This is a genomic window from Flavobacterium micromati, from assembly GCF_900129585.1.
GTDB classification, from domain to species: Bacteria; Bacteroidota; Bacteroidia; order Flavobacteriales; family Flavobacteriaceae; genus Flavobacterium; species Flavobacterium micromati.
In genome coordinates this window covers 26,441-51,072 of the sequence record NZ_FQWF01000004.1, presented here as the reverse complement: position 1 = coordinate 51,072, position 24,632 = coordinate 26,441, and the positions used below count along the sequence as shown (strand labels likewise).

Below are 24,632 nucleotides of genomic sequence, written 5' to 3'. Positions count from 1 at the left end.
CAGCATTTAATTTACTCCATTCACTGAACACGAATCACTAAACACTAAACACTGATCACTATCTTCTACTATTCTCGATTTTTCTTTGATTAATACGGTTTTGAGCAATAGTCAAGGCTGCTGTGTGAGTTGTCATTTTATTTGCAATGGCAAAATCAAAGATTTCTAATGTTGTATCATAAATGTTTTCCGTTCTACGTGTAATCTCTGCTTTGTCATAATGTGCTAATTCTGCGTAGACATTAATAATTCCGCCAGCGTTAATCAAGAAATCTGGAGCGTATAAAATTCCTCTTTCTTGAAGAATTGCGCCGTGAATATTCTCATCTGCTAATTGATTATTAGCCGCACCAGCAATTACTTTAGCTTTAATTTTGTAAACAGTATCATTATTTATTGTAGCTCCCATCGCACAAGGCGCATAAATATCAACATCAGCAGCGTATAAATCTTCGCCTCTAAAAATTGTTGTATTGTATGTTGCAGCGACTTCATTTAATTTTTGTTCATTGATGTCAGCAATAGTAACAATAGCTCCTTCCTTGACTAAATAAGCGACTAGCGTTTCACCTACATGGCCTATTCCCTCAACCAAAACCTTTTTACCACTTAAATTATCAGAACCAAATTGCCTTTTTGCAGCTGCTTTCATTCCCATAAAAACACCATAAGCTGTGACTGGTGAGGGATTTCCAGCACCACCTCTCTCCTCAGAAATTCCTGTTACATATGGTGTAACATCTCTCACAATATCCATGTCTCTAGTTTCCATTCCCATATCTTCGGCGGTAATATACCTTCCGCTTAAAGAATGTACAAATTCACCAAATTTACGCATCAATTCTGGCGTTTTTTGAGTTTTTGGATCGCCAATAATAACTGCTTTTCCTCCACCAATATTCAGTCCTGTAATTGCTGCTTTAAAAGTCATACCGCGAGAAAGTCGTAATACATCATTTAATGCTTCCCATTCATTTGAATAATTATACATTCTAGTACCACCTAAAGCGGGCCCCATAACTGAATTATGAATACCAATAATTGCTTTTAAACCTGTATCTTTGTCGTTGCAAAATACAATTTGTTCGTGATCATCAAATGACGTTTGACCAAATACGGGATCCATTTTTTGAAGTTCGTTGCTAGTTGTGAAAGCTGCATTCATAGTATAGTTTTTAAAGGGGTGAAATTATGAATTTATTAAAAAGACAATCCAAAAATACATAAAAAATAAATTTATGTTACGCTATTGCAAAAGAAATCGCTAATCCATTAATATATAAGACATTTGTACAATTAATCAAATTAGCAAAAAATATCCTTTACTCTAAAATTAATATCGTTTCAACACAGAATATCTTAATAAAATGAAAGAATTACAATATTTAAACAAATACTTTGTCAAATACAAATACAGTTTTTTGCTAGGTATTGTTTTTACAATTATTGCGCAAATCTTTATGCTTTTCACACCAAAGTTGATAAGCAAATCCTTTAAGGTTATTGAGGCTTTCGCCAAAGATAAAACCATCGCCAAATCAGTTATTCAGGCAGAGCTAGTTTCAAACATACTTTTAATCATCGCAACAACAATCATTGCGGGTTTTTTAACGTTCTTGATGAGACAAACCTTAATTGTAATGTCACGCCACATTGAATTTGATCTTAAAAATGAGGTGTTCCGTCAATATGAAAATCTGTCACAAAATTTTTATAAACAAAATCGTACAGGAGATTTAATGAACCGAATTAGTGAAGATGTTTCTAAAGTGAGAATGTATGTTGGTCCCGCCGTTATGTACACCATAAATACAGCAATCCGTTTTACTATTGTGATCGTTTATATGTACAATGTATCGCCAAGATTAACATTATATACATTATTGCCGCTGCCAATCTTATCTTATGCGATTTTTAAATTAAGTTCTGAAATAAATGTTAGAAGTACTATTTTCCAACAATATCTATCTAAAGTTTCCAGTTTTTCGCAAGAAATATTCTCAGGAATCCGAGTAATAAAAGCATATTCAATGGAAAATCAACACCAGAAAAACATGGTCAATTTAGCAAACGAAAGCAAAAGTAAAAGTTTGAATTTAGCTAAAGTGCAATCATTATTTGGACCTTTAATGCTAGCGCTAATTGGAGTTAGTAACTTAGTTGTTATCTATTTTGGCGGATTAATGTACATTGACGGAACGATAAAAAACATTGGAACCATCGCCGAATTTATTCTCTATGTAAATATGCTAACTTGGCCAGTTGCCTCCTTAGGTTGGGTTTCCTCTATGGTTCAAGAGGCAGAAGCTTCTCAAAAAAGATTAAATGAATTCCTAAAAGTAGAACCAGAAATAAAAAACAATAACGAAAATAAGTCGGTTATTGACGGCTCCATATCTTTCGAAAACGTCAGCTACACTTATGAAGACACAAATATAACCGCTTTAAATGGAATTTCTTTCACAGTAAAAAAAGGGGAAACACTTGCAATTTTAGGAAAAACTGGCTCTGGAAAATCGACTATCTTATCATTGATTTCAAGAATGTACGACGTGTCAGATGGTAAAATTACTATTGACAAAAACGAAATAAGTACGATTAATATTTTTGATTTGAGAAATAGCATAGGAATTGTTCCACAAGATGCTTTTTTATTCTCAGATAGTATCAAGAATAATATCATGTTTGGTAAAGAAAATGCAACTGACGAAGAAGTAAAATCAGCGGCTAAAAGTGCTGTTGTACATGATAATATAATGGGGTTTAATAAGCAATATGAAACTGTCCTAGGAGAAAGAGGAATTACACTTTCTGGCGGTCAAAAGCAAAGAGTTTCTATTGCCCGCGCAATTATTAAAAATCCACCCATATTGCTGTTTGACGATTGTTTATCTGCTGTAGATACTCAAACAGAAGAGGCTATACTCAATAATTTAGATGAAATATGCAAAGATAAAACAACCATTATTGTTAGTCATCGTGTATCATCAGCGAAGAATGCCGATAAAATCATTATCATTGACAACGGACAAATTGTGCAACAAGGTTCTCATAATCAATTGATAAATCAAGAAGGGTATTATTCAGCTTTATATTTGAAACAACTTTCAGAAAAAGAAATGATATAAATGTTGTTTTATATCTATTTTTTATAGATTTTTGATTGCTAGTTAACAACCATAAATTGACAGAGAGGATTATGAGAGAACATGACATGTTAGAAAAAGAGGAAATATTTTCTAAAGTTTTACGAGCTGGAAGAAGAACTTATTTCTTTGATGTAAGAGCAACAAAAGCAGATGATTATTACATCACAATTACCGAAAGTAAAAAATTTACCGAAGAAGATGGCTCATTCCATTTTAAAAAGCATAAAATCTATTTGTACAAAGAGGATTTTACAGCTTTTGCAGAGATTTTAGGAGAAATGACGTCTTATGTGTTAAACCATAAAGGCGAAGAAGTTATATCAGAAAGACATCAAAAAGATTTTAAAAAAGATTTCACATCTGAAAAATCAGATGATTATATCATACCAGAAACCTCAGCTTTTACAAATTTAGAGTTTGATGATATTTAAAAATAAAAAAAAAACTTAAACGATAGTTAAAAGCCTGAACTTCACTTGAACGTCAGGTTTTTTTTATTAAGTTTGACCATATAAAAAATCAGATGACAGAAACAAGATCGTTATTTTCAGTTCTTTACACCATACTTTTATCAGAAAAAACAAAAAAAAGAGCTGAAATTTTCTTTGTATCAATAGCAATACTTAGTTTTCTGCTGCATTTATTGGTTATAACTTTAGTAGATTTAGATCTAATTTTAATAAACGATCGTACAAATTTACTTAGTGATCCTATAACTGCAATTTACACACCATTCTCCTTTATCTTAATTTATGAAGTTTATTTACTCGTTTATTATTTACCAAAGTCTACAACCATTTACATTGGGAAGCAATACGAAATAATAACTTTAATAATTATCCGTAGAATTTTTAAAGATATGACTAAATTAGAGTTTAGTGAAAACTGGTTTAGTATAAAAGCAAATGTCAATTTCGCCCTTGATATTGTTGCAACAACAATTCTGTTTTACTTAATTTTTGTGTTTTACAACCTCAACAGAAAAAATGAAATTAATCAATCTAAAATTCAAAAAACAATTGTAATTACTAAATTTATCAAACTCAAAAATGTTTTTGCAATGGTTCTGATACCAATATTTTTAGTTTTATCAATTTATAGTTTAGGACATTGGATTTATGAAAGTTTCTTTTCAATAACAGAAATAGTTGATCATATTAAGGATATAAACACAATTTTCTTCGAACAATTTTTTACAATTCTTATAATTATGGAAGTATTTTTATTACTATTTTCCTTCTTCCTTTCAGATAAATTTAGCAGAGTAATTAGGAATTCGGGCTTTATAATTTCAACGATATTAATAAAAATTTCTTTTGGTACAGATGGAATTTTGAATACAATTTTAATTGTTTCGGCAGTTCTGTTTGGTGTCCTAATCTTGTACATCCACAATAAATACGAAACTTTAGAAGTAAAAATGGAAAGCCCTTTTGAGACATAAATCAACCTATCCGTAATCCATTTTCTATTTTAAAATCTGGAGTAAGTAAAATAACATCGCCATCCGTTCCTACTGCTCCTAAAACTAGGCATTCACTCATAAATTTTCCAATTTGTTTATTTGGAAAATTTATTACGGCAATAATCTGTCTATCAGTCAACATTTCCTTTGAATATCGCTGCGTGATTTGCGCAGAAGATTTTAGAATTCCTATTTCTGAACCAAAGTCTATTGTGAGTTGATACGCTGGTTTTCTCGCCTCAGGAAAATCAGTTACTTTTAGAATTGTTCCCACTCGCATTTCTACTTTTTCAAATTCAGTCCACGTTAATTCCATATTGATTGATGTTAGATGTTTTTAAAATTATAGATAAAAGTACTTTTCAAAAATAACCTTTTTTTTACATGTTTATCAGTTGTACCCTTTTCAAATTGCTCTTAGTTGATTTGTTAATTAGAAACAAATGCACTAATACAAAAAAAATGAGTTTACATTTGTCTGACGTATTTTGCATTATTTTAAATTGTTTCTTGATTACGAAAGTGGTTTTTTTATAATTTTTAAATAATTGAAATACTAAACAAGCCTTTTTTTGATTCTTAAAAAGCTTATTTTTTTAAAAAGAAATACCCCCAAATAGCAAATCACTTTTTGGGGGTAGTTCCAGTATAAACGAACATGAATGTTAGATTTAGAATTAAAACTTCTACATCAAATTTCTAACCTCGTAGCTCATAATTAACACTTTGTATTTCAAACCTCGTACTTCAAACATCGTACCTCAAACCTCGAACCTCTAAAATCGTATCTCATCCTTAACACTTTGTATTTCAAACCTCGTACCTCGTACCTCGAACCTCGAACCTCTAACCTCGTACCTTATTTAACGTCCATTAGTTCAACATCAAAGATCAAAGTTGCATTTGGTGGAATTGCTCCTCCAGCACCACGAGATCCATAACCTAAATGCGATGGAATTACAAAACGTGCTTTATCACCCACTTTTAGCAAAGCAATACCTTCATCCCAACCTTCAATAACTTGACCTTGGCCTAATGTAAAATCAATTGGTTTTTTTCTTGGATAAGAGGAGTCAAAAACTTTACCGTTTTCTAATGATCCTTCATAATGAACGGAAACCGTTTTACCACTTTCTGCTTTTTTGCCCTCACCTCTTTGAATAAACTGGTAACGCAAACCACTTTCTGTTTTTTCAAAACCAGCTGCAAGTTTTTCCATTGCTTCTTCAGCATCTGCTTTTAAAGCTATATCACGTTTGTTGCGAGCTCCCTTAAAATTTATAAAAGCCTCAACTGCATTCCAATTTTTAGCTTCTTCGCCCTCTCTAATGATTTCCAAAGATTTTAATACATCTCCTTGCTCAACAGCATCAACAATATCTTGACCTTCTATAACATGACCAAAAACGGTATGCTTGTTATCCAACCAATCTGTTGAGATGTGCGTAATGTAAAACTGAGAACCGTTTGTTCCAGGTCCAGAATTGGCCATAGCCAAAACTCCCGGACGATTATGCTTTAAACTTGGATGAAACTCATCATCAAACTTGTACCCAGGATCTCCAGTTCCTGTTCCTTGTGGACAACCACCTTGAATCATAAAATCAGGAATTACACGGTGAAATTTTAATCCGTCATAAAATTTAACTCCTTGTGGTTTTACTTTATTTTCGATATTCCCCTCAGCAAGTCCTACGAAGTTTCCAACAGTTCCTGGAGTCAAATCGTGCGTTAGTTTCACTACTATAGCACCTTTAGTAGTGTTGAATTTAGCATATATTCCGTTTTCCATTTTTGTATAATTTTTATTGAAGGGCAAATTTACGAATTTAATTAGAGAATTACCAAAGCGATTATAACACAAATTGGCAATCTAAAAATATCAGATAAAATTATAAATGTAAAAAAAATGACATTTCCAGAGAAATGCCACTTTTCTAAATTTAAAATAAATTACTTATTTTACGTTCAATCCTGCGTTATTCAAATACGATTGAACTTGCATTTCTTTACCAATAAAATCCTTGAACGCTTTGTTCAAATCGACACTGTTACCAACAGACAAAATGTATTTTCTAAATCGTTCTGAATTTGCTCTTGTCAGCCCGCCATTAGCTTGCATCCAATCATAAACAGTATAATCTAAGGTTTTTGACCAAGTGTAGGCATAATAACCTGCAGCATATCCGCCACCCCAAATGTGAGCAAAATAAGGTGAATGGTATCTTGGCGGAACTTCATCAACTAGCAAACCATACTTGGCAAGAGCTTCCTTTTCAAATTCTAATGTTGGTTTAAAATCCGACTCTTTTTCTACGCTATGCCAAGCCATATCTAAGGTTGCAGCCGCTAAAAGTTCTGTAACCACATACCCTTTATTAAAAGTATCTGCTTTTTTAATTTTATTAATCAATTCTTGTGGAATGACCGCTTTCGTTTTATAATGAATTGCGTAATTTTTTAAAACTGTGGGATCTAATGCTGCGTGCTCATTGATTTGTGATGGAAATTCTACATAATCCCGCGGTACAGACGTTCCCGAAAGAGATTCGTATTGTTGATTCGCAAATAAACCGTGTAAGGTGTGGCCAAACTCATGAAACATAGTCGTCACGTCATCAAAACTGATTAAAGAGGCATTTCCATCTGTAGGTTTTGAGAAATTATATACATTTACAATTACAGGCTTTTGTTTCAAATAATGCGACTGGCTCACAAAATTACTCATCCACGCACCGCCATTTTTATTATCTCTGGTATAAAAATCTAAATAATAAATCGCAAGTGATGATCCATCATTATCAAACACTTCATACACTTTTACATCAGGATGATAGACCGGCAAATCATTTCTTTCTTTGAATGTGATTCCATACATCTGCTTTGCAGCAAAAAAGACTCCTTTTTCTAAAACAGTCGCAATTTCAAAATAGGGTTTTATTTCGCTTTCGTCCAAGTCGTATTTAGCTTTACGAACTTGCTCTGAATAAAAATCCCAATCCCAAGGCTCTAATTTAAAGCCACCTTTTTGAGTATTTATCAAATCTTGAATTTCTTTAGCTTCTACTTTAGCTTTGGCAACAGCCGGAGCAGCAATTTTTGCTAAAAGATCCATTGCTGGAGCGGGTGATTGTGCCATTTGATCTTGCAATTTCCATTCAGCAAAGCTTTTTTTACCCATTAAATTTGCTTTTTGCAAACGCAATCTCGCAATTTTTTCCAAAACTTCACGTGTATCACCATCATCGTTTTTTTCTGCACGAGACCATGACGATTTGAATATTTTCTCTCTGCTTGCTCGATTAGTTAAGCTAGCAAGAACGGGTTGTTGTGTGGTATTTAATAAATTAATTAAGTACTTTCCGTCACTTCCTGCCTCCGTTGCTCTTGCTTTTGCAGCAGCAATTTCACCTGGGGTCAAACCATCAAGTGCTATTGCATCATCAAATAATAGGGCTCCGTTTTTACGAGCGATCAAAAGTTTGTTGCCAAAAAGCGTGCTCAAACTCGCTAATTCTCCATTAATTTGCTTCATTTTATCTTTATCAGCAATAGATAAATTGGCTCCAGCCAATTCAAATTTCTGCAAATAATATTGAGTTAGTTTTTTGTCTTCTCCTTTTAAGTTTGCTAAATTAATTGCTTTAAAACGATTGTACAATTGGCTGTTCAAGTAAATTTTGTCGTTATGAGCTGAGAAAATTGGGGCGTATTCCGCTTCTATAGATTGCAGCGTGGGATTAGTATTTGAACCTGTTAAGTTATAAAAAGCACTAGTCGCACGAGACAAATCGACACCGCTAGTTTCCAGAGCAACAACCGTGTTCAAGAAAGTAGGTTTTGCTTTATTTGTAGCAATTTTGCCAATCTCTTCATCATGAATTTTTAAACTGTACTCAAATGCAGGCTTGAAATGCTCATCTTTAAATAAATTAAATGGAGGTGCTTGATACTGCAACGTACTTTTTTGTAAAAGAGGATTTGTCATTTTTACAGATTGCGTTTGCGCATAAATAGTTTGTGTTGACAAAGCAGCGGTAAAAATTACCGAACTGGCCAATACAATTTTTGAAAAAAATCGCATAATTAGTTTTTTAAATTTGGGTATAAATATAAGGAAAAAACAACGTTTGTAAATTGACATTATAAAATATCATAAAAACTTTATTACTTTCGTAGTTCCAAATTATTCTAAATTAAAAACCAGTAAACCACGCTTTAATGAAACAATTTTTATCTTTTTTCCTTTTATTTTGCGGATTAATTAATGCCCAAAATAAAACTACTTTAGCATATTATCTTCCTGAAAATACAACTTATAATAAAAATATTCCGACTCCTAAAAGTATATTCCATTTTGAATTGGGAGAAATGCATACTGATCATACACAAGCGGCAAATTACATGAACGAAGTAGCTAAAGCATCTGATCGAATTTCTATTGAAATTACCGGTTACACTTATGAAAACAGACCGCTACAATTACTTACGATTTCGAGTCCGAAAAATTTAGCGAACATTGATGAAATCTTGAAAAGACATCAAGCTGTAGCTGATGCTGGATCTAATAATAATGATCTTTCTGACTTGCCGATAGTTGTTTATCTGGGATATTCAATTCACGGAAATGAATCCAGCGGAACTGGTGCCGCTATCGCATTAGCATATTATCTTGCAGCGGCAGAAAGTCCTGAACTTGAAAAAACACTCGATAAGACTATTATTTTACTAGATCCTTGCTTTAATCCTGACGGTTTGCAGCGTTTTTCTACTTGGGTAAATAGCAATAAAAGTACACATTTAGTGACTGATCCAAATGATAGAGAATTCAATGAAATGTGGCCTAGAGGACGTTTTAATCACTACTGGTTTGACATGAACCGAGACTGGCTTCCTGTGCGACTTCCAGAAAGTCAAGCCAGAATAAAATCATTTCGTAAATGGTTACCTAATTTATTGTGCGATTTTCACGAAATGGGAACTGATGCCACATATTTCTTCCAACCAGGAGAACCAAGTAGAACTAATCCGCTGACTCCAGAACTCAACCAAAAATTAACTAGAAAAATTGCCAGTTACCACGCTAGAGCTTTAGATAAAATAGGAAGCTCTTATTTTATCGAAAAAAATTACGACGATTTTTATTACGGAAAAGGCAGTTCTTATCCTGATATTAATGGTTCAATAGGAATTTTATTTGAGCAAGCTAGTTCGCGAGGTCACGCACAAGAGAGTGCCAATGGGATTTTGACTTTTCCCTTTACGATTAGAAATCAATTTACAACTAGTTTATCTTCGTTACAAGCGGCTTATGAAATGCGAAAAGAACTTTTAGAATATCAAAGAGATTTTTATGTTAAAGCCCGAAATGACAGTAAAAAAAATACAACAAAGGCGTATGTTTTTGGGGATGAAAAAGACCTAACGCGTGTTAACGAGTTGGCAAAAATACTTCATCAGCATAAAATTGAAATGCTGAAATTGAAAGAAGACATCACAATAAATAAAACGAAATTTGATAAGAATCTAAGTTATATAATTCCTGTTGAGCAACAAAATACCAAACTGATAAACGCTATTTTTGACCGGGAAACTAAATTTAAGGACAGTTTGTTTTATGATATTTCCACTTGGAGTTTTGATTTGGCTTTCAATCTAAATTTTGAGGGATTGAATTCTCTTTCTCAAGCTGGAGCTAAATATGAGCCACTTGTAAAAAGTGGTTTTGTTTCTAAGAAAAGTAACATTGGCTATCTAATCGAATGGACTGATTATGAGTCGCCAAAACTTTTATATCAAATACTTGTTAAAAATTTACGCGTCAGAACAACCAAACAACCCTTTATATCCGCTGGAAAAACATATTCTTATGGAAGTCTTTTCATTCCGGTACAAAACCAAGAAATGGATTCGGATGCGATTTTTGTATTCCTAAACAAAATAATTGCCGATTACTCAATCGAAATTGCAGCAGTAGAAACTGGTTTTACAGACGGAATTAATTTAGGAAATCCAAACTTTGTTACAGTAACTCAACCAAAAGTTGCGATGGTCGTTGGGCAAGGAGTTGACGCTTCTGACGCAGGTGAAATTTGGCATTTACTAGATCAAAAAGCGGCAATGCCTTTGACTAAAATAAATTTGGAACAATTACAAAATGTAGATCTTAGTAGATACACCACTTTAATTTTATCCAATGGAAATTATACTGGCTTTTCAAGTAAAGCGATTTCGAAAATTGAGCAATGGATACAAAATGGAGGAACTCTGATTGCGTATCAGGATGCGATTAAATGGTTAAACGATACAAAGTTTATAGATGTAACTTTTAAAACTATAAAAAGTGAAGCAAAAGAAGTTTCATTTGAAAATGCAGATGATTATCGAGGTGCAAAACTAATTTCAGGCGCGATATTTAAAACCAAATTAGATTTATCACATCCTATTAATTTTGGAATGCCAAGAGGTACACTACCAATTTTTAGAAATACATCGATCATCATTGAACCGAACAAAAACAGCTTCAATAATCCCATTCAGTATACGAAAAACCCATTAATTAGCGGGTACATTTCAAAAGAGAATTTAGAGTTATTAAAAGAAACTGTACCTTTTCAAGCGATAAAAAAAGGAGACGGGAAAATTATTATTTTTACAGATAACACTAATTTTAGAGCATTTTGGTTGGGTACTGAAAAATTATTATGGAATGCTATTTTCTTCAGTAAGTTGATGTAATTAGTGAAAATCATTCCTTTTCGCCACAAAACTTAGTCCATTGGACATATTCCTAATTTGAATGAAAAAGATTAATTTCTTATCCCACGGTTTTAACCGTGGGTGTTTAGTCGAATGAATGAATATAATATAAAGAAAATGTTGGCTGACCACTAAAAAAAAATAGATAGATGCCCACGGTTAAAACCGTGGGCAATGTGTCCTTAATATCAGTAATTTTCTACAATTCAAGTCCTATGAAACTTTTTCCTTTAGTACTAATACGCCTTATTTTTTAAAATAAATCTCGTAAGCCATCCATTCAATGATTAAAAAACATTAAAAACATTAAGATCAACAAAACTTAATGCCACTTAATGTACTTAATGGTTTAAAAAAATAAAACAGTTTTTGGGTCATAATTGGCATCTTGATTTTGAATAAAAAAGATTAATTTCTTATTCCACGGTTTTAACCGTGGGAGTTTAGTCGTATAAACATAATACAAAGATATCAATGGCTAATTACTAAAAAAACAGATAGATGCCCACGGTTAAAACCGTGGGCAATGTGTCCTTAATATCAGTAATTTTCTATAATTCAAGTCCTATGAAACTTTTTCCTTTAGTACTAATACGCCTTATTTTTTAAAATAAATCTCGTAAGCCATCCATTCAATGATTAAAAAACATTAAAAACATTAAGATCAACAAAACTTAATGCCACTTAATGTACTTAATGGTTTAAAAAAATAAAACAGTTTTTGGGTCATAATTGGTATCTTGATTTTGGATAAAAAAGATTAATTTCATAACCCACGGTTTTAACCGTGGGTGTTTAGTCGTATAAATGAATATAATACAAAGATATCAATGGCTAATTACTAAAAAAACAGATAGATGCCCACGGTTAAAACCGTGGGCAATGTGTCCTTACTATCACTAATTTTCTACAATTCAAGTCCTGTGAAACTTTTTCCTTTGGAACTAATACGCCTTATCTTTTAAAAAAAATCTCGTAAGCCATCAATTCAATGATTTAAAAACATTAAGATCAACAAAACTTAATGCCACTTAATGTACTTAATAGTTTAAAAAAATAGAACAGTTTTTGGGTCATAATTGGTATCTTGATTTTGAATAAAAAAGATTAATTTCTTATTCCACGGTTTTAACCGTGGGAGTTTAGTCGTATAAACATAATACAAAGATATCAATGGCTAATTAATATAAAAACAGATAGATGCCCACGGTTAAAACCGTGGGCAATGTATCCTTAATATCAGTAATTTTCTACAATTCAAGTCCTGTGAAACTTTTACCGTTTAATCTAATACGCCTTATCTTTTAAAAAAAATCTCGTAAGCCATCCATTCAATGATTAAAAAACATTAAGATCAACAAAACTTAATGCCCCTTAATGTACTTAATGGTTTAAAAAAATAAAACAGTTTTTGGGTCATAATTGGTATCTTGATTTTGAATAAAAAAGATTAATTTCATAACCGACGGTTTTAACCGTGGGTGTTTAGTCGAATAAACATAATACAAAGATATCAATTGCTAATTACTAAAAAAACAGATAGATGCCCACGGTTAAAACCGTGGGCAATGTGTCCTTAATATCAGTAATTTTCTACAATTCAAGTCCTATGAAACTTTTACCGTTTAATCTAATACGGCTTATCTTTTAAAAAAAATCTCGTAAGCCATCCATTCAATGATTAAAAAACATTAAAAACATTAAGATCAACAAAACTTAATGCCCCCTCATGTACTTAATGGTTTAAAAAAATAAAACAGTTTTTGGGTCATAATTGGTATCTTGATTTTGAATAAAAAAGATTAATTTCATAACCCACGGTTTTAACCGTGGGTGTTTAGTAATCACTTTAAATTCAAATTCTTTTAAAAAACTATATTCCTATAAACTTCAATCCTGTTTGGCAAAACCAGACAGGATTTTTTTCAACCAAATATCAACAGAAGCTCACTTACTAAAAAACCGAATTCAAAAACAATAGTAGCTCCTCAAAAACATTGTACATTTGCATTTTCATATCTTACAAATAAAATTATGCGCATTGATATTGTTACTGTTTTACCTGAATTGTTGAGAAGCCCGTTTGAAGCTTCCATTATGAAACGTGCTATTGAAAAAGGATTAGTCGAAGTTCACTTTCACAATTTACGGGATTACACAACTAACAGACAGAAAAGTGTAGATGATTATCCTTATGGCGGTGGTGCAGGAATGGTTATGACAGTGCAGCCCATAGATGCTTGCATTACGCAATTGAAAAGCGAACGAACCTACGACGATATTATTTATATGTCGCCTGATGGGGAAACTTTAAACCAGAAAATGGCAAATACAATGTCGATGTATGAAAATATTATAATTCTCTGCGGACATTATAAAGGAGTAGATCAGCGGGTTCGTGATCATTTTATTACGAAGGAAATTTCAATAGGCGATTACGTTTTAAGCGGCGGAGAATTAGGAGCTTTAGTCCTATCAGATGCTTTAATCCGGTTAATTCCTGGTGTTTTGAGTGATGAAACCTCAGCATTGACCGATAGTTTTCAAGATGGATTACTGTCCGGACCTATTTACACAAGACCAGCAGACTATAAAGGATGGAAAGTTCCCGAGGTGCTAACCAGCGGAAATTTTGCTAAAATTGACAAATGGCGCGAAGATATGGCTTACGAACATACTAAAAATAGACGTCCAGATTTATTGGAGGAATAGAAAGTGCTTAGTGGGCAGAATTTAGTGTTCAGCGTTTTAGTGATCAGCGAGTAGTGACCAGTTTTCAGTTTTTATTTGTTACTAATATAACTTTCAGTGACAGTTAGAAAACTATATTTTTTACTTTCAAATTTTAAATTCGTAAACTTAGTCGATACTATAAAATGTGTCAGTGAATACTAAATATAAAACTTGTAAATTAAAACAATAGTTCTATATTTGCACCCAAATTCAGATTAACCTCTGGCGAGATCCGCGAATGTTGATTTGATAGAAACCATAATTAAAGATATCATGGCAGATTTAATGAAATTCGTTCAAGACGAATTAGTTGCAAAAAAAGATTTCCCGGTTTTCGCAGCAGGAGATACAATTACTGTTTACTACGAAATTAGAGAGGGTGAAAAAACTAGAACACAGTTTTTTAAAGGAGTTGTTATCCAAAGAAGAGGTTCTGCTAATACAGAAACTTTTACTATCCGTAAAATGTCAGGTGCTATTGGAGTTGAGCGTATCTTCCCAGTAAATTTACCAGCTTTACAGAAAATTGAAATCAACAAAAAAGGTGCAGTTCGTAGAGCTAGAATTTTCTACTTTAGAGAACTTACTGGTAAAAAAGCAAAAATTAAAGACAAAAGAAGATAGTTTACTGTCTCTTTACAATAAGAAATCCTCAACATTGTTGGGGATTTTTTTTGGTTTAAAACCAAAAATTTAAACGTCATCAAGTGATTTGTTAATCAGAATGATTATAAAACGTAAAAACAATAAAAGTGTTTTTACGTTTTAAAATTTTACAAGTAATTATTATATTTAGTCATAAAATAGTAAAACGCATTAAAAAATAATACTGTGTGTTTTTAGACTTCTCAATTTCTTATTTCCACTCGGCAATCATCCCATTCTCAAACACCTTACTTTTGGCAATAATACGATCGCCTTTATCTCTAGTTTGCAAAATAATTAATCTCTGATCAAGGCACTGAAAAATCTCATCTTTTATGGATTCTCGGTCGCTATAGATGTAATGCCATTCCTGTTTTGAATTTACTGTTGAAAAAAATTGAAATTTGTTAGGTTGAGCACGTCAGCATGATTTTTATGAAGCACGAAACGTTGTTTGTAAGCCGTTCGTTATCTCGACTGCGCTCGATTTGACAAAAACACGACAGAAATTTCAAAGACTAATTGGTACACATTACTTTTTACATTGCGCGACATACCGCAAAAAACTTGATATTAATATAAAATCAATGATTTAATTCTTCAAAAGCAGTGCTCAAATAGCATTAGTTACTAGTTATGTTTATTTACTTAATAATAAAGCTTTACGCTATATGAATTAATGTATATGAAGTACTTCTTCCTACACCTTGCTGCAGTAAAATACCTTTAGATATCAAATCTTGTAAATCCCTTAACGCAGTATCAGTAGAAACGTTAGTTATCTTTGCGTATTTAGAAACCGTCAATTTCCCAAAAAAAGTATCAAGTAACAATTGAGTAACCTTTTGTTGACGGTGATTAAAGTCAATAGCGTGATTAGTTTCCCAAAATTGAACACGTTTTAAAGTCATTGCAATAGTTTGGTCTGTTTGCTTCATAGAACGCAATAAACAGTCTAAAAACCACTGCAACCAGTCTGTTATATCTAAATCACCTTTTTGTGTTTTTTCTAATATACTGTAATATGTTTTACGCTCAATTTGAATTTGTGCTGACATAGAGTAAAATCGTTTTTTACTTTGATCGGCTCTTGCTAACTGCATATCAGTAATAGCTCGGGTAATACGACCGTTTCCGTCGTCAAAAGGGTGTATTGTGACAAACCATAAATGAGCAAAAGCCGCTTTCAATACAGGATCAAGTGATTGATCGGAATTAAACCAATTCAAAAATAGATTCATCTGATAGGGGACTTTATCCGCTACAGGTGCTTCAAAGTGGACTATTTCTCTCCCCATTTCGCCTGATGTTACTTGCATACTACCATCGCGCCAGTCCGCAGTTTTTATTTTATACATTACGCTTCTACCTGTTGGAAAAAGAGCTGCATGCCACCCAAATAAACGCTCCTCGCCTAGCAGTTCTTCGTACCGTTGTGTGGCATCTAATAACATTTCTACAACACCATCCACATTACGATCAGCTGGTACAGCTTCAGCGCTCTCAATACCTAGTCGTTTTGCAATCGAAGATCGTACTTGATCATGATTTAGTTGTTCTCCTTCAATCTCGCTTGACTTAATTACATCTAAAGTCAGTGTTTGAAGCACTGTTTCTTCTTGAAAACGAAAGCTAAGTCCTTGAATAACGCCAAGTATAATTCCTTGCTGATGTCTTACTTTCCCAAGCAATGGCGTAATGATAGCAGCATCCCAGGTAAAATATGGCCACTCTTTCTTTTGATGAATATACATATTACCGCATTTTTGCGGTAAATATAGAGTTTATTTACCGTATAAAAATAAAACTGCGGTGTGAACTGCAATTTTAGTCCGCAAAATTGCGGTGATAAAAAGTAGTTATCACCGCATTATGTGAATATTTGTAACTATTTCTAAATAAAATAACGCAAATGATGATTTTTACTGACTTAGCAGTAATTAGAAAATTTTGAAATCGAAATTATCAGTATTTTATACTTGTATGACAAATATTACTGTTATAACAGTAATATTTAGGCTTTTCTGTTTGAAATATTGAAACAATAACTAAATAACGTATTTTTACCGCTTAAACAGTATAAAATGAAAGATTTCAATTTAGGAACTTTAATAAAAGAGCATCGAAAAGAAGCTGGACTTACCCAACTGGAGTTGGCAAACCTTGCAGGAGTGGGAAAAACTACTGTTTTTGACATTGAAAAGAACAAAGAAACGATACGTTTTAATAATCTGCTTGCAGTCCTTCAGGTATTGAATATAAAAATAGAATTCATCAGCCCTCTAAATAAATAAACATGAGACATGCAATAGTATATGTTCACGGTAATAGAGCTGGAATCTTATCTGAGATTACGAATAAAGAGTATCATTTTGAATATGATCTTGATTATTATAGTGAATCGGTTTCTTTGACTATGCCTACAACGCATAAAAAATACAGTTATAACTCTTTTCCTCCATTTTTTGAAGGATTACTACCCGAAGGTGCGATGCTAGAAGGATTGTTGCGCATTGGCAAAATTGATAAAAAAGATTACTTCGCTCAACTGATAACAACAGGGAATGATTTAGTAGGATCTGTAACGGTTAAAGCATTAGAAGATGAATAGATGTCCCATTACTTACGAACTGTGCGGAACAGATAAATACAGCGTAAAAGGAATGCGTCTTATCGCTCCCAAATTAACACACTTAAAAGATCTGCCCTATACTGCTGTCGAACTTCGCCAAGAAGCTGCTAATAGAGCCAAAAAACTATCCATCCAAGGGGTACAACCAAAACTTAGTGCTGCGGTTTCCATTGTAGATCAAGAGTTTAAAATTGTAGATCAATTTGGAACGTATATCATTAAACCGCAAAATGATTTATATCCACAATTGCCCGAAAATGAGGATCTAACCATGCGAATGGCAAAAGTATTTGGTTTGGACGTTCCTTTTCATGGAATGTTGTACGGAAAAGATGGAAGTTTATCTTATTTCATTAAACGTTTTGATCGTCACGGTAAAGGAAAAAAATGGGCAACCGAAGATTTTGCACAACTAACGGGAAATACAAGAGATACCAAATACCGTTTTACCATGGAAAAACTAATTCCGGTACTGGATGAATATTGCTCCTTTCCTGCCATTGAAAAAGCAGATTTTTTTAAAAGAATTCTTTTTTGTTTTTTGACTGGAAATGAAGATATGCACTTGAAAAACTTTTCGTTAATCACCAAAAATGGTAAAACTACCCTCTCACCTATTTATGACTTTCTAAATTCTACCATAGCAATTAAAAATCCTACTGAAGAAATGGCACTCCCCTTGAAAGGAAAAAAGAGCAACCTGAAAGCCTCTGATTTTATAGAGTATTATGCTAAAGAAAGATTACAGCTTAACGAAAAAACAATAGCTACAATTCTCGAACAAATGAAAAAAGCAACTCCTAAATGGAAGGAGTTGCTTGAAATTTCTTTTCTTTCTGATGAATTGAAAGAGAAGTATTTGGAGTTGTTGGAAGCTAGAGTGATGATGTTTTTATAACCTGAGTAAAAAATGTGGTGATAAAAGTTAATTATCACCGCATCTTGTCGTGGTTTTAATGTATGAGTTTTTAAATTTAATGATAGCGATTACAAATCCTGACGAGAAATTGCTTTGACCTAAAAGGGAAAGAAAAACAGGTAATAATTGACATAATAATTCCATGAAAAATGTTACAATTAAATTAATTATAAAAATATAACTTAACTTTATATGTACTTTTTATTTGCTTATCCAGTTAATAAACTATCGTTTACCAATTTCCTGAAATCTTTAATGTCCATTTTAAATTATTATATACTTTTTATAAGTTCCTTCCATTCAATTTCAAAAGAATTGTAAGAAAGAGAACCTTCTAATACTTTTACTTTGTTATCATAAACTTTTTTAACTATCGATAAAATTTCCTCTCTTACCTTTGGTTCGCAATTAACACCTAAGTAAATAGATTTTATATCTTCTTTTAAAAAACTAATCTTTCTTGATTCAAAATCTGTAAAATGAGTATTTATAATTCTTAACTCTTCTTCATATGCCCACTGTTTTGCTTTTGTGAAAACCATATGAAATAAAGCTCTTTGCTTTTCCTTATAAAAATTAGCTTTTACAAAGGAATCAGTATAATTTACATCTAATGGATTTAAACCATTCTGACTTTTGTTCGTATAAAATTCTATGCAAAATCCTTTATGGTTATTAGCATAATGAGACCACATTAAAATGGAATCATGCTTTCGGCTAAAACAGCAGATACCAATTGTCGGAAACCTATCTTTTATACTAATTTCTAAAGTTTTTTCTTTTTTAGATTTACCTACCTTTTGAAAATCGATTAGTTCAACATTACAATCAAATGGATCGTTAAAACTAGTAAACTCAGAATAAAATAGATATTTATCACTTAATGAGGATAAATGATAATCCTCAGTGCCAAAATATTTAAAAACTGTTTCAGGAATACCTTTACTTTGCCTTATTCTATTTGCGATTTCGGGGTTCGTAATTTGAGGTTTAGAAATAGTTATATACTTTTTTAAACCAAGATAAGTTCTAAGAAAATTATATTCTTGTTCACTAATCTTAAAGTTGGGATTGGCTTCTACTTGAATATCAGCAGTTTTAAATATGTTCACCGCCCTGTCTAGGCTAATATTTAATTCTCGAAGAACTTTATTTATTCTTATGTTTCTCTCTGCATTCATAAAATCCAAATTACGCCACCATCCCATTCTCAAACAACTCCACAAACTCCTTCATCTTGGCAATAATTCTGTCACCGATAACTCTCGCTTGCAAAATACTCGGTCTATTATCTAAGCATTGAAAAACCTCGTCTTTTATGGGTTCTCGGCCGCTGTAGATGTACGCATCGATTAGGGCTTTGAACTGGGCTTTGTCTAGGTGTTCTTCTTCGCAGAGTTTTCCCAACGCTAAGACTTTTTGTTCTTGCCAGTATTTTTCGAATTCCTCTTCGATGTCATCACCGTCTTTGATGAATGGCATGTTTTCATCAATGAATTTCTGGATCAATTCTCGTTTGCTTCGCAGCTTGATGTCTCCACCTAATAAATCGATTATGGCTTTTCGTTGCGCTTTGGCTTCCGAGGTGTTTGCGCCTTTTAATTGTGATAATAATTTCAGAATATAAGCAATGCCTATTTTATCCCTGTGAATTAATTCCAATTCAAAATCAATATCATCTAATATCGATGTTTTTTGGACCTCACTGTCTCGCTTGACTTTCTCGTACAAGTCCAAGTATTTGCTTTTGTAATCTTCAAATTCTTGCTCGTCGATTGCAATGTCTTCCCAGTCAAAATCAGTGTAGGATTGCAACACATTCATGTTTCGCAACAGTTTCCGGAAGGCTTGTACAAACAAGGCTTCGGCTTCTTCGGTTTCTAAATCGTTTACACTTTGATACGTTGGTGTAATGTCTCGTAACGCTTTTAACGCTTCTTCGAATTTCTCTGCAATTTTTTCATAATCCGGCAACGTAACTACATCTATCGCATCTTTGTTTGAAAATAACGTAATCGCATCATCAGTAGCTTTTTTGAGGTTTCTAAACGATAGAATGTTTCCTTGTGATTTCTGTTCACCTAATATTCTGTTAGTTCTCGAATAGGCTTGAATTAATCCGTGTTGCTTCAAGTTTTTATCTACGTACAAGGTATTCACTTTTTTAGCATCAAAACCGGTAAGCATCATGTTTACGACAATGACAATATCTAAACGGTCTTTCTCGTCATTGAAGTTTTTTCGCTCTCGGTCTTTCAATCGCTTGCTAATGTCTTTAAAATAGGATTCAAATAATTTGGAATCTTTGGTCGTAAAACTACCATTGTACATTTGGTTATAATGCCCAATATACGTTTCTAGTTTGTCTCGGCTGTGTCTGGATAAATATTGGCTTGGTGCTTCTGCGGCCATGTCAAAATCCGAATCATAATCGGCAGGGAGAAAATCTTGCGCATCATCTGAATCTTCATTGGCGCCATAGGTAAAAATAGTCGCAATACGCAAATCGTGCAATCCAGCTTCTTTCTTTTCTTGGAAGAGGTCGTAATACTGCACCGCATTTTCAATACTGCTTACCGTCAACAATGCCGAATATTGTTTATTAAACGTTTTCTGATCGTGGTACGCAATAATATAATCTACAATTTTCTCGATGCGCTTAGGCGAATCCAATACTTCTTGCTTGTCAATATCTTCTACTTCAATATCGATAAAAGCTTTGCTCTTGTTCTTGTATTTTCCAACATATTCAATCCCAAAACGCAATACGTTTTGATCCCGAATCGCATCGGTTATCACGTATTTATGCAAGCAATCGCCAAATAAATCTTTGGTGGTGCGTTTTCCTTTGTCGTTTTTAGAAGCATTTTCGGCAAAAATAGGCGTACCGGTAAAACCAATCAGCTGACTTTTATCAAAAAATTTCGAGATGCGTTCGTGGGTTTCCCCAAATTGCGAGCGATGACATTCATCAAAAATAAAAACAATTTTCTTGTGGCGTAACGGCTCAATACTGTTTTTAAAACGGTCTGAAACGGCATTGTTTAATTTCTGAATCGTAGTTAAAACCAGTTTGGTATTATCCGTCAGTTGTTTTACTAAGGATTGTGTGTTATCGGTCACATCAACGCTGTCTTTCTTAAAGGCGTTGAATTCATTCATGGTCTGAAAATCCAAATCCTTTCTATCTACAACAAAAACTACTTTATACACGTCTGGCAAATCCATCACAATCTGACTGGCTTTGAACGAGGTTAAGGTTTTACCCGAACCTGTGGTGTGCCAAATATAAGCGTTATCACTCGTGTGCGTGACTTGCTGAATAATGGCTTCGGTAGCAAAATATTGGTACGGACGAAGCACCATCATCACTTTGTGCGTTTCATTGATCACAATATAATGCGCGATCATTTTGCCCAAATGCGTTGGGTTTAAAAACGCTTTCGCAAAAGCGACTAATTCAGTGATGTTTTTATTATTGGCATCCGCCCAAAAGAACGTTTGTTTCACCGATTGCATTTCGTTATTTGCCAAATATTTGGTGTTTACGCCATTGCTAATCACAAAAAGCTGCACGTATTGAAACAAACCATCGCTGCTCCAAAACGAATGTTTTTGATACCGATTGATTTGGTTAAAAGCTTCTTTTATTTCAGTGCCTGAGCGTTTTAGTTCAATTTGTACCAAGGGTAAACCGTTGACTAAAAGCGTCACATCATAACGGTTTTTATAGCTGCCTTCTAAGCTTACTTGATTGGTAATTTGGTATAAATTAGCAGTTGTATCCTCATTATTAAAAAACCGAACATAAAACGAAGTGCCATCTTCTTTATTTAATTGAAAACGATCGCGTAAGGTTTTGGCTTTTTCAAATACATTGCCTTTAGCTAAATGATTCAAAATCGAATCAAACTCTTTAGTGGTAAAAATAGTTTGATTAAACAATTCTAGTTGACTTTTCAAGTTAGCGATCAACGCATCGCTATCTTGAATTTTTACAGACGCATAACCTAAAGCCCGCAATTGCTGGATTAAGTTGTTTTCTAATTGTGCTTCAGATTGATGGCTCATAGTAGCTTTTGTTCAGATTTTTTAGGCTTTTTTGCGTTATTAACTATTCAATTTCTTTTGCTCTTTTATAAAAGCATCTTCTGAAAGTTTTTGTAAAGATTTCATAGCATTACTCTTATCTAGTATTGATAATTGTTGCAATGCTGTCCTATGTAGGTATTGAAATCTTTGATTTTTAAGCATTTTATTTTTTATCATTTCTGAATTTAGTACTTCGAGGTTAGACAATACAGTTAATTGATTTATGCTTGCAAAATCTCTCATGTTATGTCCTTTCATTGCCAATTCTGGATTTGATGTTTTCCACTGTTTTGCTGTACAACCAAACAACGCAACATTTAAAACATCAGCTTCTTCAGCGTAGGTAATCCATTCTTTATCTTTTACCAAATTGAGTAATGGAATGATATGATTTTTTATAGCGTCAGTATGAATACTGTAATTGGCTTTAGTTAAAATACGTTTTACATCCCATTCCAAATTGAACTGATTGCTTTCAATTTCTTTTAGGCGTTGATATTCTTTAATTAAATACAACTTGAAAACAGGACTAATTGCAGAACCAAATTCAAAGGCAATATCTTTGTGTGCATACGTACCACCGTAACGACCAGATTTAGAGACTATACCTATTGCACCTGTTTGCTCTACCCACTGTGAAACGCTTAAAACAAAAGTAGGTAAACCTGCTTCTTTTTTAAAGTGGTCAAATTCGACCACTTTAAAATTTGGATTATTTATCATTTCCCAAGTACCTATGAATTCGATGGTTCCTCTGTTACGCAACCAGTTTTTAATTATATCAGCCGAACGATTTTCACCCTCTTTTGCTTTAGCCATGTCCGTAAGACAAATAAAATCATCTTCCTTAAACATGTTAATTGTAATTGGAAATTCGTTTACTATTATTTGTTTTATTTTGGCTGTCATCAGTTAATTTTGTTTAATTTTTATTTTTTGAAGGTATTGAATTCGACTCCTTTAGTTTTTATAGTTTTTTTTAAACAAACAATTGTTGCAACAACCCCTTTTTCCAAATCGTGGCCTTTTCTATTTGACCCTGACAATGATTGATTTTTTCATCGATTGCAGTTAGAAAATTTGCGATTTTGGTTTGTTCTGGTAATGATGGAATTTGAATTAAAAACCCTTTTACACTATGAGCATTTAGATTCCCTTGAGTGCCTGTTGTTATAAATTGTGCTATATTTTTTTGAAAATCTATTAAAGTGTAATACATAAATTCTAAATTTACTTCACTTTTAAAAATAAGATTTAAAACTGCCTGAGATGTTGCTAATGGAACTTTATTAATTGCTACAAATCCAACTGAAGCATACATTGAATAGATAATTGAATCAGTGGGAACGAGCCAAGAGGAAGAATTTTTCAATCCTAATGCACTAATATGATTAGAAGTAAAATATAGATATTTACCTTGTGAAGTCATATCGCTAATTGATAAAAATGGTATGTCCCCGTTATAATATTCTTTATTAGTTGAAGTTGGAGTTCCTCCACTTTTTGCAATTTCACAAATCTCCCCCAACTTCTTTTCTTCCCAATCCGCAAAATCATTCCCTGAACCTGTGCTGAGCGAAGTCGAAGTATCATCTTTAAATCTCAGTTCTTGCGAGAAAATTTGCTGCATCACGCCTTTTTTGTATTGCTCTAAAAGGGATTTCTTTTGTTTTAAGGCGGTAAGTTTTTCGTCAACTGCGGTTAGGAATGTGGCGATTTTTGTTTGTTCGGGAAGGTATGGGAGATTTAATTTTATTGAATTTAGAATTTCTTGTCCAATATTATATCTTGTACTTCCTCCAGACTTTGAAGTCATTGCATCTCTTGATAGATCAGTTTTCAAAAGTTTATTTAGAAATACTGGTTCATATTCACCAATTTTTTTTCCTCTAATAACAAAACCGCCAAATGTCGCAGAAATATCTTTGTCAAGATAAACACAAGCTGTTCCAACTTCCTCTCTTGTCTCTGAACTTCTTTGAAAAAGAATATCTCCATAATTCACAGAAAACTTATCAGCAAGGCTCTGATCAACATCAACACTTCCAATAATTTTTTCATGAGTAATAAAATCATTATTTAAAATATCTAAAACATTTATAAACTTTACACCTCTGCCATATTGCTCTTTTGTAGCATTTATGCCGTTTTTAAACTCTAATAAGTCCCCTAATTTTTTACTTTCCCATTCCCCTTTAAACGCAGGAAACCGCAATTGTGGTAGTAATTTTTCCATAG

At 33.0% G+C, this 24,632-nt stretch carries 18 protein-coding genes; 9 read left to right on the top strand and 9 right to left on the bottom strand.

The window, feature by feature from the left end:
• Window positions 1-58 precede the first annotated feature (58 nt).
• The gene (locus BUB42_RS05305) at window positions 59-1,165 is read right to left on the bottom strand and encodes a Glu/Leu/Phe/Val family dehydrogenase (RefSeq protein ID WP_073017940.1); all 1,107 of its coding nucleotides are present in this window, start codon (window positions 1,163-1,165) and stop codon (window positions 59-61) included.
• 202 nt (window positions 1,166-1,367) lie between these two features.
• On the opposite strand from BUB42_RS05305, the gene BUB42_RS05300 reads away from it, so the two are divergent.
• From BUB42_RS05300 to BUB42_RS05290, 3 genes are all read left to right on the top strand, one after another.
• The gene (locus BUB42_RS05300) at window positions 1,368-3,128 is read left to right on the top strand and encodes an ABC transporter ATP-binding protein (RefSeq protein WP_073017938.1); all 1,761 of its coding nucleotides are present in this window, start codon (window positions 1,368-1,370) and stop codon (window positions 3,126-3,128) included.
• 71 nt (window positions 3,129-3,199) lie between these two features.
• Window positions 3,200-3,580, top strand: a complete 381-nt coding sequence (locus tag BUB42_RS05295) for a PUR family DNA/RNA-binding protein (RefSeq protein WP_073017937.1) — start codon at window positions 3,200-3,202, stop codon at window positions 3,578-3,580.
• 92 nt (window positions 3,581-3,672) lie between these two features.
• Window positions 3,673-4,593, top strand: a complete 921-nt coding sequence (locus tag BUB42_RS05290; protein ID WP_073017935.1) for a hypothetical protein — start codon at window positions 3,673-3,675, stop codon at window positions 4,591-4,593.
• A gap of 1 nt (window position 4,594) precedes the next feature.
• Here the strand turns inward: BUB42_RS05290 and BUB42_RS05285 are convergent, their stop codons facing one another.
• From BUB42_RS05285 to BUB42_RS05275, 3 genes are all read right to left on the bottom strand, one after another.
• Window positions 4,595-4,930 carry a tRNA-binding protein gene (locus BUB42_RS05285; RefSeq protein ID WP_073017933.1) on the bottom strand — a complete coding sequence of 112 codons (336 nt, stop codon included), beginning with the start codon at window positions 4,928-4,930 and terminating at the stop codon, window positions 4,595-4,597.
• Between the two features lie 543 nt (window positions 4,931-5,473).
• Window positions 5,474-6,406, bottom strand: coding sequence for a peptidylprolyl isomerase (locus BUB42_RS05280; RefSeq protein WP_073017931.1), 933 nt, complete (start codon window positions 6,404-6,406; stop codon window positions 5,474-5,476).
• A 165-nt stretch (window positions 6,407-6,571) separates the two neighbouring features.
• The gene (locus tag BUB42_RS05275; RefSeq protein ID WP_073017930.1) at window positions 6,572-8,698 is read right to left on the bottom strand and encodes a M3 family metallopeptidase; all 2,127 of its coding nucleotides are present in this window, start codon (window positions 8,696-8,698) and stop codon (window positions 6,572-6,574) included.
• A gap of 137 nt (window positions 8,699-8,835) precedes the next feature.
• Here BUB42_RS05275 and BUB42_RS05270 point away from each other — a divergent pair, with 137 nt between their 5' ends.
• The 3 genes from BUB42_RS05270 (at window position 8,836) to rplS (ending at window position 14,730) form a co-directional block, all read left to right on the top strand.
• On the top strand, window positions 8,836-11,352 hold the full coding sequence (locus BUB42_RS05270; RefSeq protein WP_073017928.1) for a M14 family zinc carboxypeptidase: 2,517 nt from the start codon (window positions 8,836-8,838) through the stop codon (window positions 11,350-11,352).
• 2,055 nt (window positions 11,353-13,407) lie between these two features.
• Window positions 13,408-14,085, top strand: coding sequence for a tRNA (guanosine(37)-N1)-methyltransferase TrmD (gene trmD / locus BUB42_RS05265; protein ID WP_073017926.1), 678 nt, complete (start codon window positions 13,408-13,410; stop codon window positions 14,083-14,085).
• Window positions 14,086-14,379: 294 nt separating this feature from the next.
• On the top strand, window positions 14,380-14,730 hold the full coding sequence (gene rplS, locus BUB42_RS05260) for a 50S ribosomal protein L19 (protein WP_072990863.1): 351 nt from the start codon (window positions 14,380-14,382) through the stop codon (window positions 14,728-14,730).
• Window positions 14,731-15,413: 683 nt separating this feature from the next.
• Here the strand turns inward: rplS and BUB42_RS05255 are convergent.
• Complete coding sequence (locus BUB42_RS05255; protein ID WP_073017924.1) at window positions 15,414-16,505, bottom strand: Fic family protein; 1,092 nt, start codon at window positions 16,503-16,505, stop codon at window positions 15,414-15,416.
• 330 nt (window positions 16,506-16,835) lie between these two features.
• Between BUB42_RS05255 and BUB42_RS05250 the strand changes: the two genes are divergently transcribed.
• The 3 genes from BUB42_RS05250 to BUB42_RS05240 are packed head-to-tail and all read left to right on the top strand — an operon-like array spanning window position 16,836 to window position 18,281.
• On the top strand, window positions 16,836-17,045 hold the full coding sequence (locus BUB42_RS05250; protein WP_073017922.1) for a type II toxin-antitoxin system Y4mF family antitoxin: 210 nt from the start codon (window positions 16,836-16,838) through the stop codon (window positions 17,043-17,045).
• A gap of 2 nt (window positions 17,046-17,047) precedes the next feature.
• On the top strand, window positions 17,048-17,362 hold the full coding sequence (locus BUB42_RS05245; protein WP_073017920.1) for a HipA N-terminal domain-containing protein: 315 nt from the start codon (window positions 17,048-17,050) through the stop codon (window positions 17,360-17,362).
• The gene (locus tag BUB42_RS05240) at window positions 17,355-18,281 is read left to right on the top strand and encodes a HipA domain-containing protein (protein ID WP_073017918.1); all 927 of its coding nucleotides are present in this window, start codon (window positions 17,355-17,357) and stop codon (window positions 18,279-18,281) included. The genes BUB42_RS05245 and BUB42_RS05240 overlap by 8 nt, the downstream gene beginning before the upstream one ends.
• A 293-nt stretch (window positions 18,282-18,574) precedes the next feature.
• Here the strand turns inward: BUB42_RS05240 and BUB42_RS16695 are convergent, their stop codons facing one another.
• From BUB42_RS16695 to BUB42_RS05220, 4 genes are all read right to left on the bottom strand, one after another.
• The gene (locus tag BUB42_RS16695) at window positions 18,575-18,997 is read right to left on the bottom strand and encodes a DUF2971 domain-containing protein (protein ID WP_244533888.1); all 423 of its coding nucleotides are present in this window, start codon (window positions 18,995-18,997) and stop codon (window positions 18,575-18,577) included.
• Window positions 18,998-19,493: 496 nt separating this feature from the next.
• A complete protein-coding gene (locus BUB42_RS05230; RefSeq protein ID WP_073017914.1) occupies window positions 19,494-22,373 on the bottom strand; it encodes a type I restriction endonuclease subunit R in 2,880 nt (959 codons plus the stop codon).
• 39 nt (window positions 22,374-22,412) lie between these two features.
• Complete coding sequence (locus BUB42_RS05225) at window positions 22,413-23,303, bottom strand: KilA-N domain-containing protein (protein ID WP_073017912.1); 891 nt, start codon at window positions 23,301-23,303, stop codon at window positions 22,413-22,415.
• A gap of 70 nt (window positions 23,304-23,373) precedes the next feature.
• Complete coding sequence (locus tag BUB42_RS05220; RefSeq protein ID WP_084118292.1) at window positions 23,374-24,630, bottom strand: restriction endonuclease subunit S; 1,257 nt, start codon at window positions 24,628-24,630, stop codon at window positions 23,374-23,376.
• Window positions 24,631-24,632: the final 2 nt, after the last annotated feature.

Excerpts from the sequence above, each read along its gene's own strand:
- BUB42_RS05305 (WP_073017940.1), bottom strand. The coding sequence starts at position 1,165 with ATGAATGCAGCTTTCACAACTAGCAACGAACTTCAAAAAATGGATCCC.
- BUB42_RS05300 (WP_073017938.1), top strand. The coding sequence starts at position 1,368 with ATGAAAGAATTACAATATTTAAACAAATACTTTGTCAAATACAAATAC.
- BUB42_RS05295 (WP_073017937.1), top strand. The coding sequence starts at position 3,200 with ATGAGAGAACATGACATGTTAGAAAAAGAGGAAATATTTTCTAAAGTT.
- BUB42_RS05290 (WP_073017935.1), top strand. The coding sequence starts at position 3,673 with ATGACAGAAACAAGATCGTTATTTTCAGTTCTTTACACCATACTTTTA.
- BUB42_RS05285 (WP_073017933.1), bottom strand. The coding sequence starts at position 4,930 with ATGGAATTAACGTGGACTGAATTTGAAAAAGTAGAAATGCGAGTGGGA.
- BUB42_RS05280 (WP_073017931.1), bottom strand. The coding sequence starts at position 6,406 with ATGGAAAACGGAATATATGCTAAATTCAACACTACTAAAGGTGCTATA.
- BUB42_RS05275 (WP_073017930.1), bottom strand. The coding sequence starts at position 8,698 with ATGCGATTTTTTTCAAAAATTGTATTGGCCAGTTCGGTAATTTTTACC.
- BUB42_RS05270 (WP_073017928.1), top strand. The coding sequence starts at position 8,836 with ATGAAACAATTTTTATCTTTTTTCCTTTTATTTTGCGGATTAATTAAT.
- trmD (WP_073017926.1), top strand. The coding sequence starts at position 13,408 with ATGCGCATTGATATTGTTACTGTTTTACCTGAATTGTTGAGAAGCCCG.
- rplS (WP_072990863.1), top strand. The coding sequence starts at position 14,380 with ATGGCAGATTTAATGAAATTCGTTCAAGACGAATTAGTTGCAAAAAAA.
- BUB42_RS05255 (WP_073017924.1), bottom strand. The coding sequence starts at position 16,505 with ATGTATATTCATCAAAAGAAAGAGTGGCCATATTTTACCTGGGATGCT.
- BUB42_RS05250 (WP_073017922.1), top strand. The coding sequence starts at position 16,836 with ATGAAAGATTTCAATTTAGGAACTTTAATAAAAGAGCATCGAAAAGAA.
- BUB42_RS05245 (WP_073017920.1), top strand. The coding sequence starts at position 17,048 with ATGAGACATGCAATAGTATATGTTCACGGTAATAGAGCTGGAATCTTA.
- BUB42_RS05240 (WP_073017918.1), top strand. The coding sequence starts at position 17,355 with ATGAATAGATGTCCCATTACTTACGAACTGTGCGGAACAGATAAATAC.
- BUB42_RS16695 (WP_244533888.1), bottom strand. The coding sequence starts at position 18,997 with ATGTGGTCTCATTATGCTAATAACCATAAAGGATTTTGCATAGAATTT.
- BUB42_RS05230 (WP_073017914.1), bottom strand. The coding sequence starts at position 22,373 with ATGAGCCATCAATCTGAAGCACAATTAGAAAACAACTTAATCCAGCAA.
- BUB42_RS05225 (WP_073017912.1), bottom strand. The coding sequence starts at position 23,303 with ATGACAGCCAAAATAAAACAAATAATAGTAAACGAATTTCCAATTACA.
- BUB42_RS05220 (WP_084118292.1), bottom strand. The coding sequence starts at position 24,630 with ATGGAAAAATTACTACCACAATTGCGGTTTCCTGCGTTTAAAGGGGAA.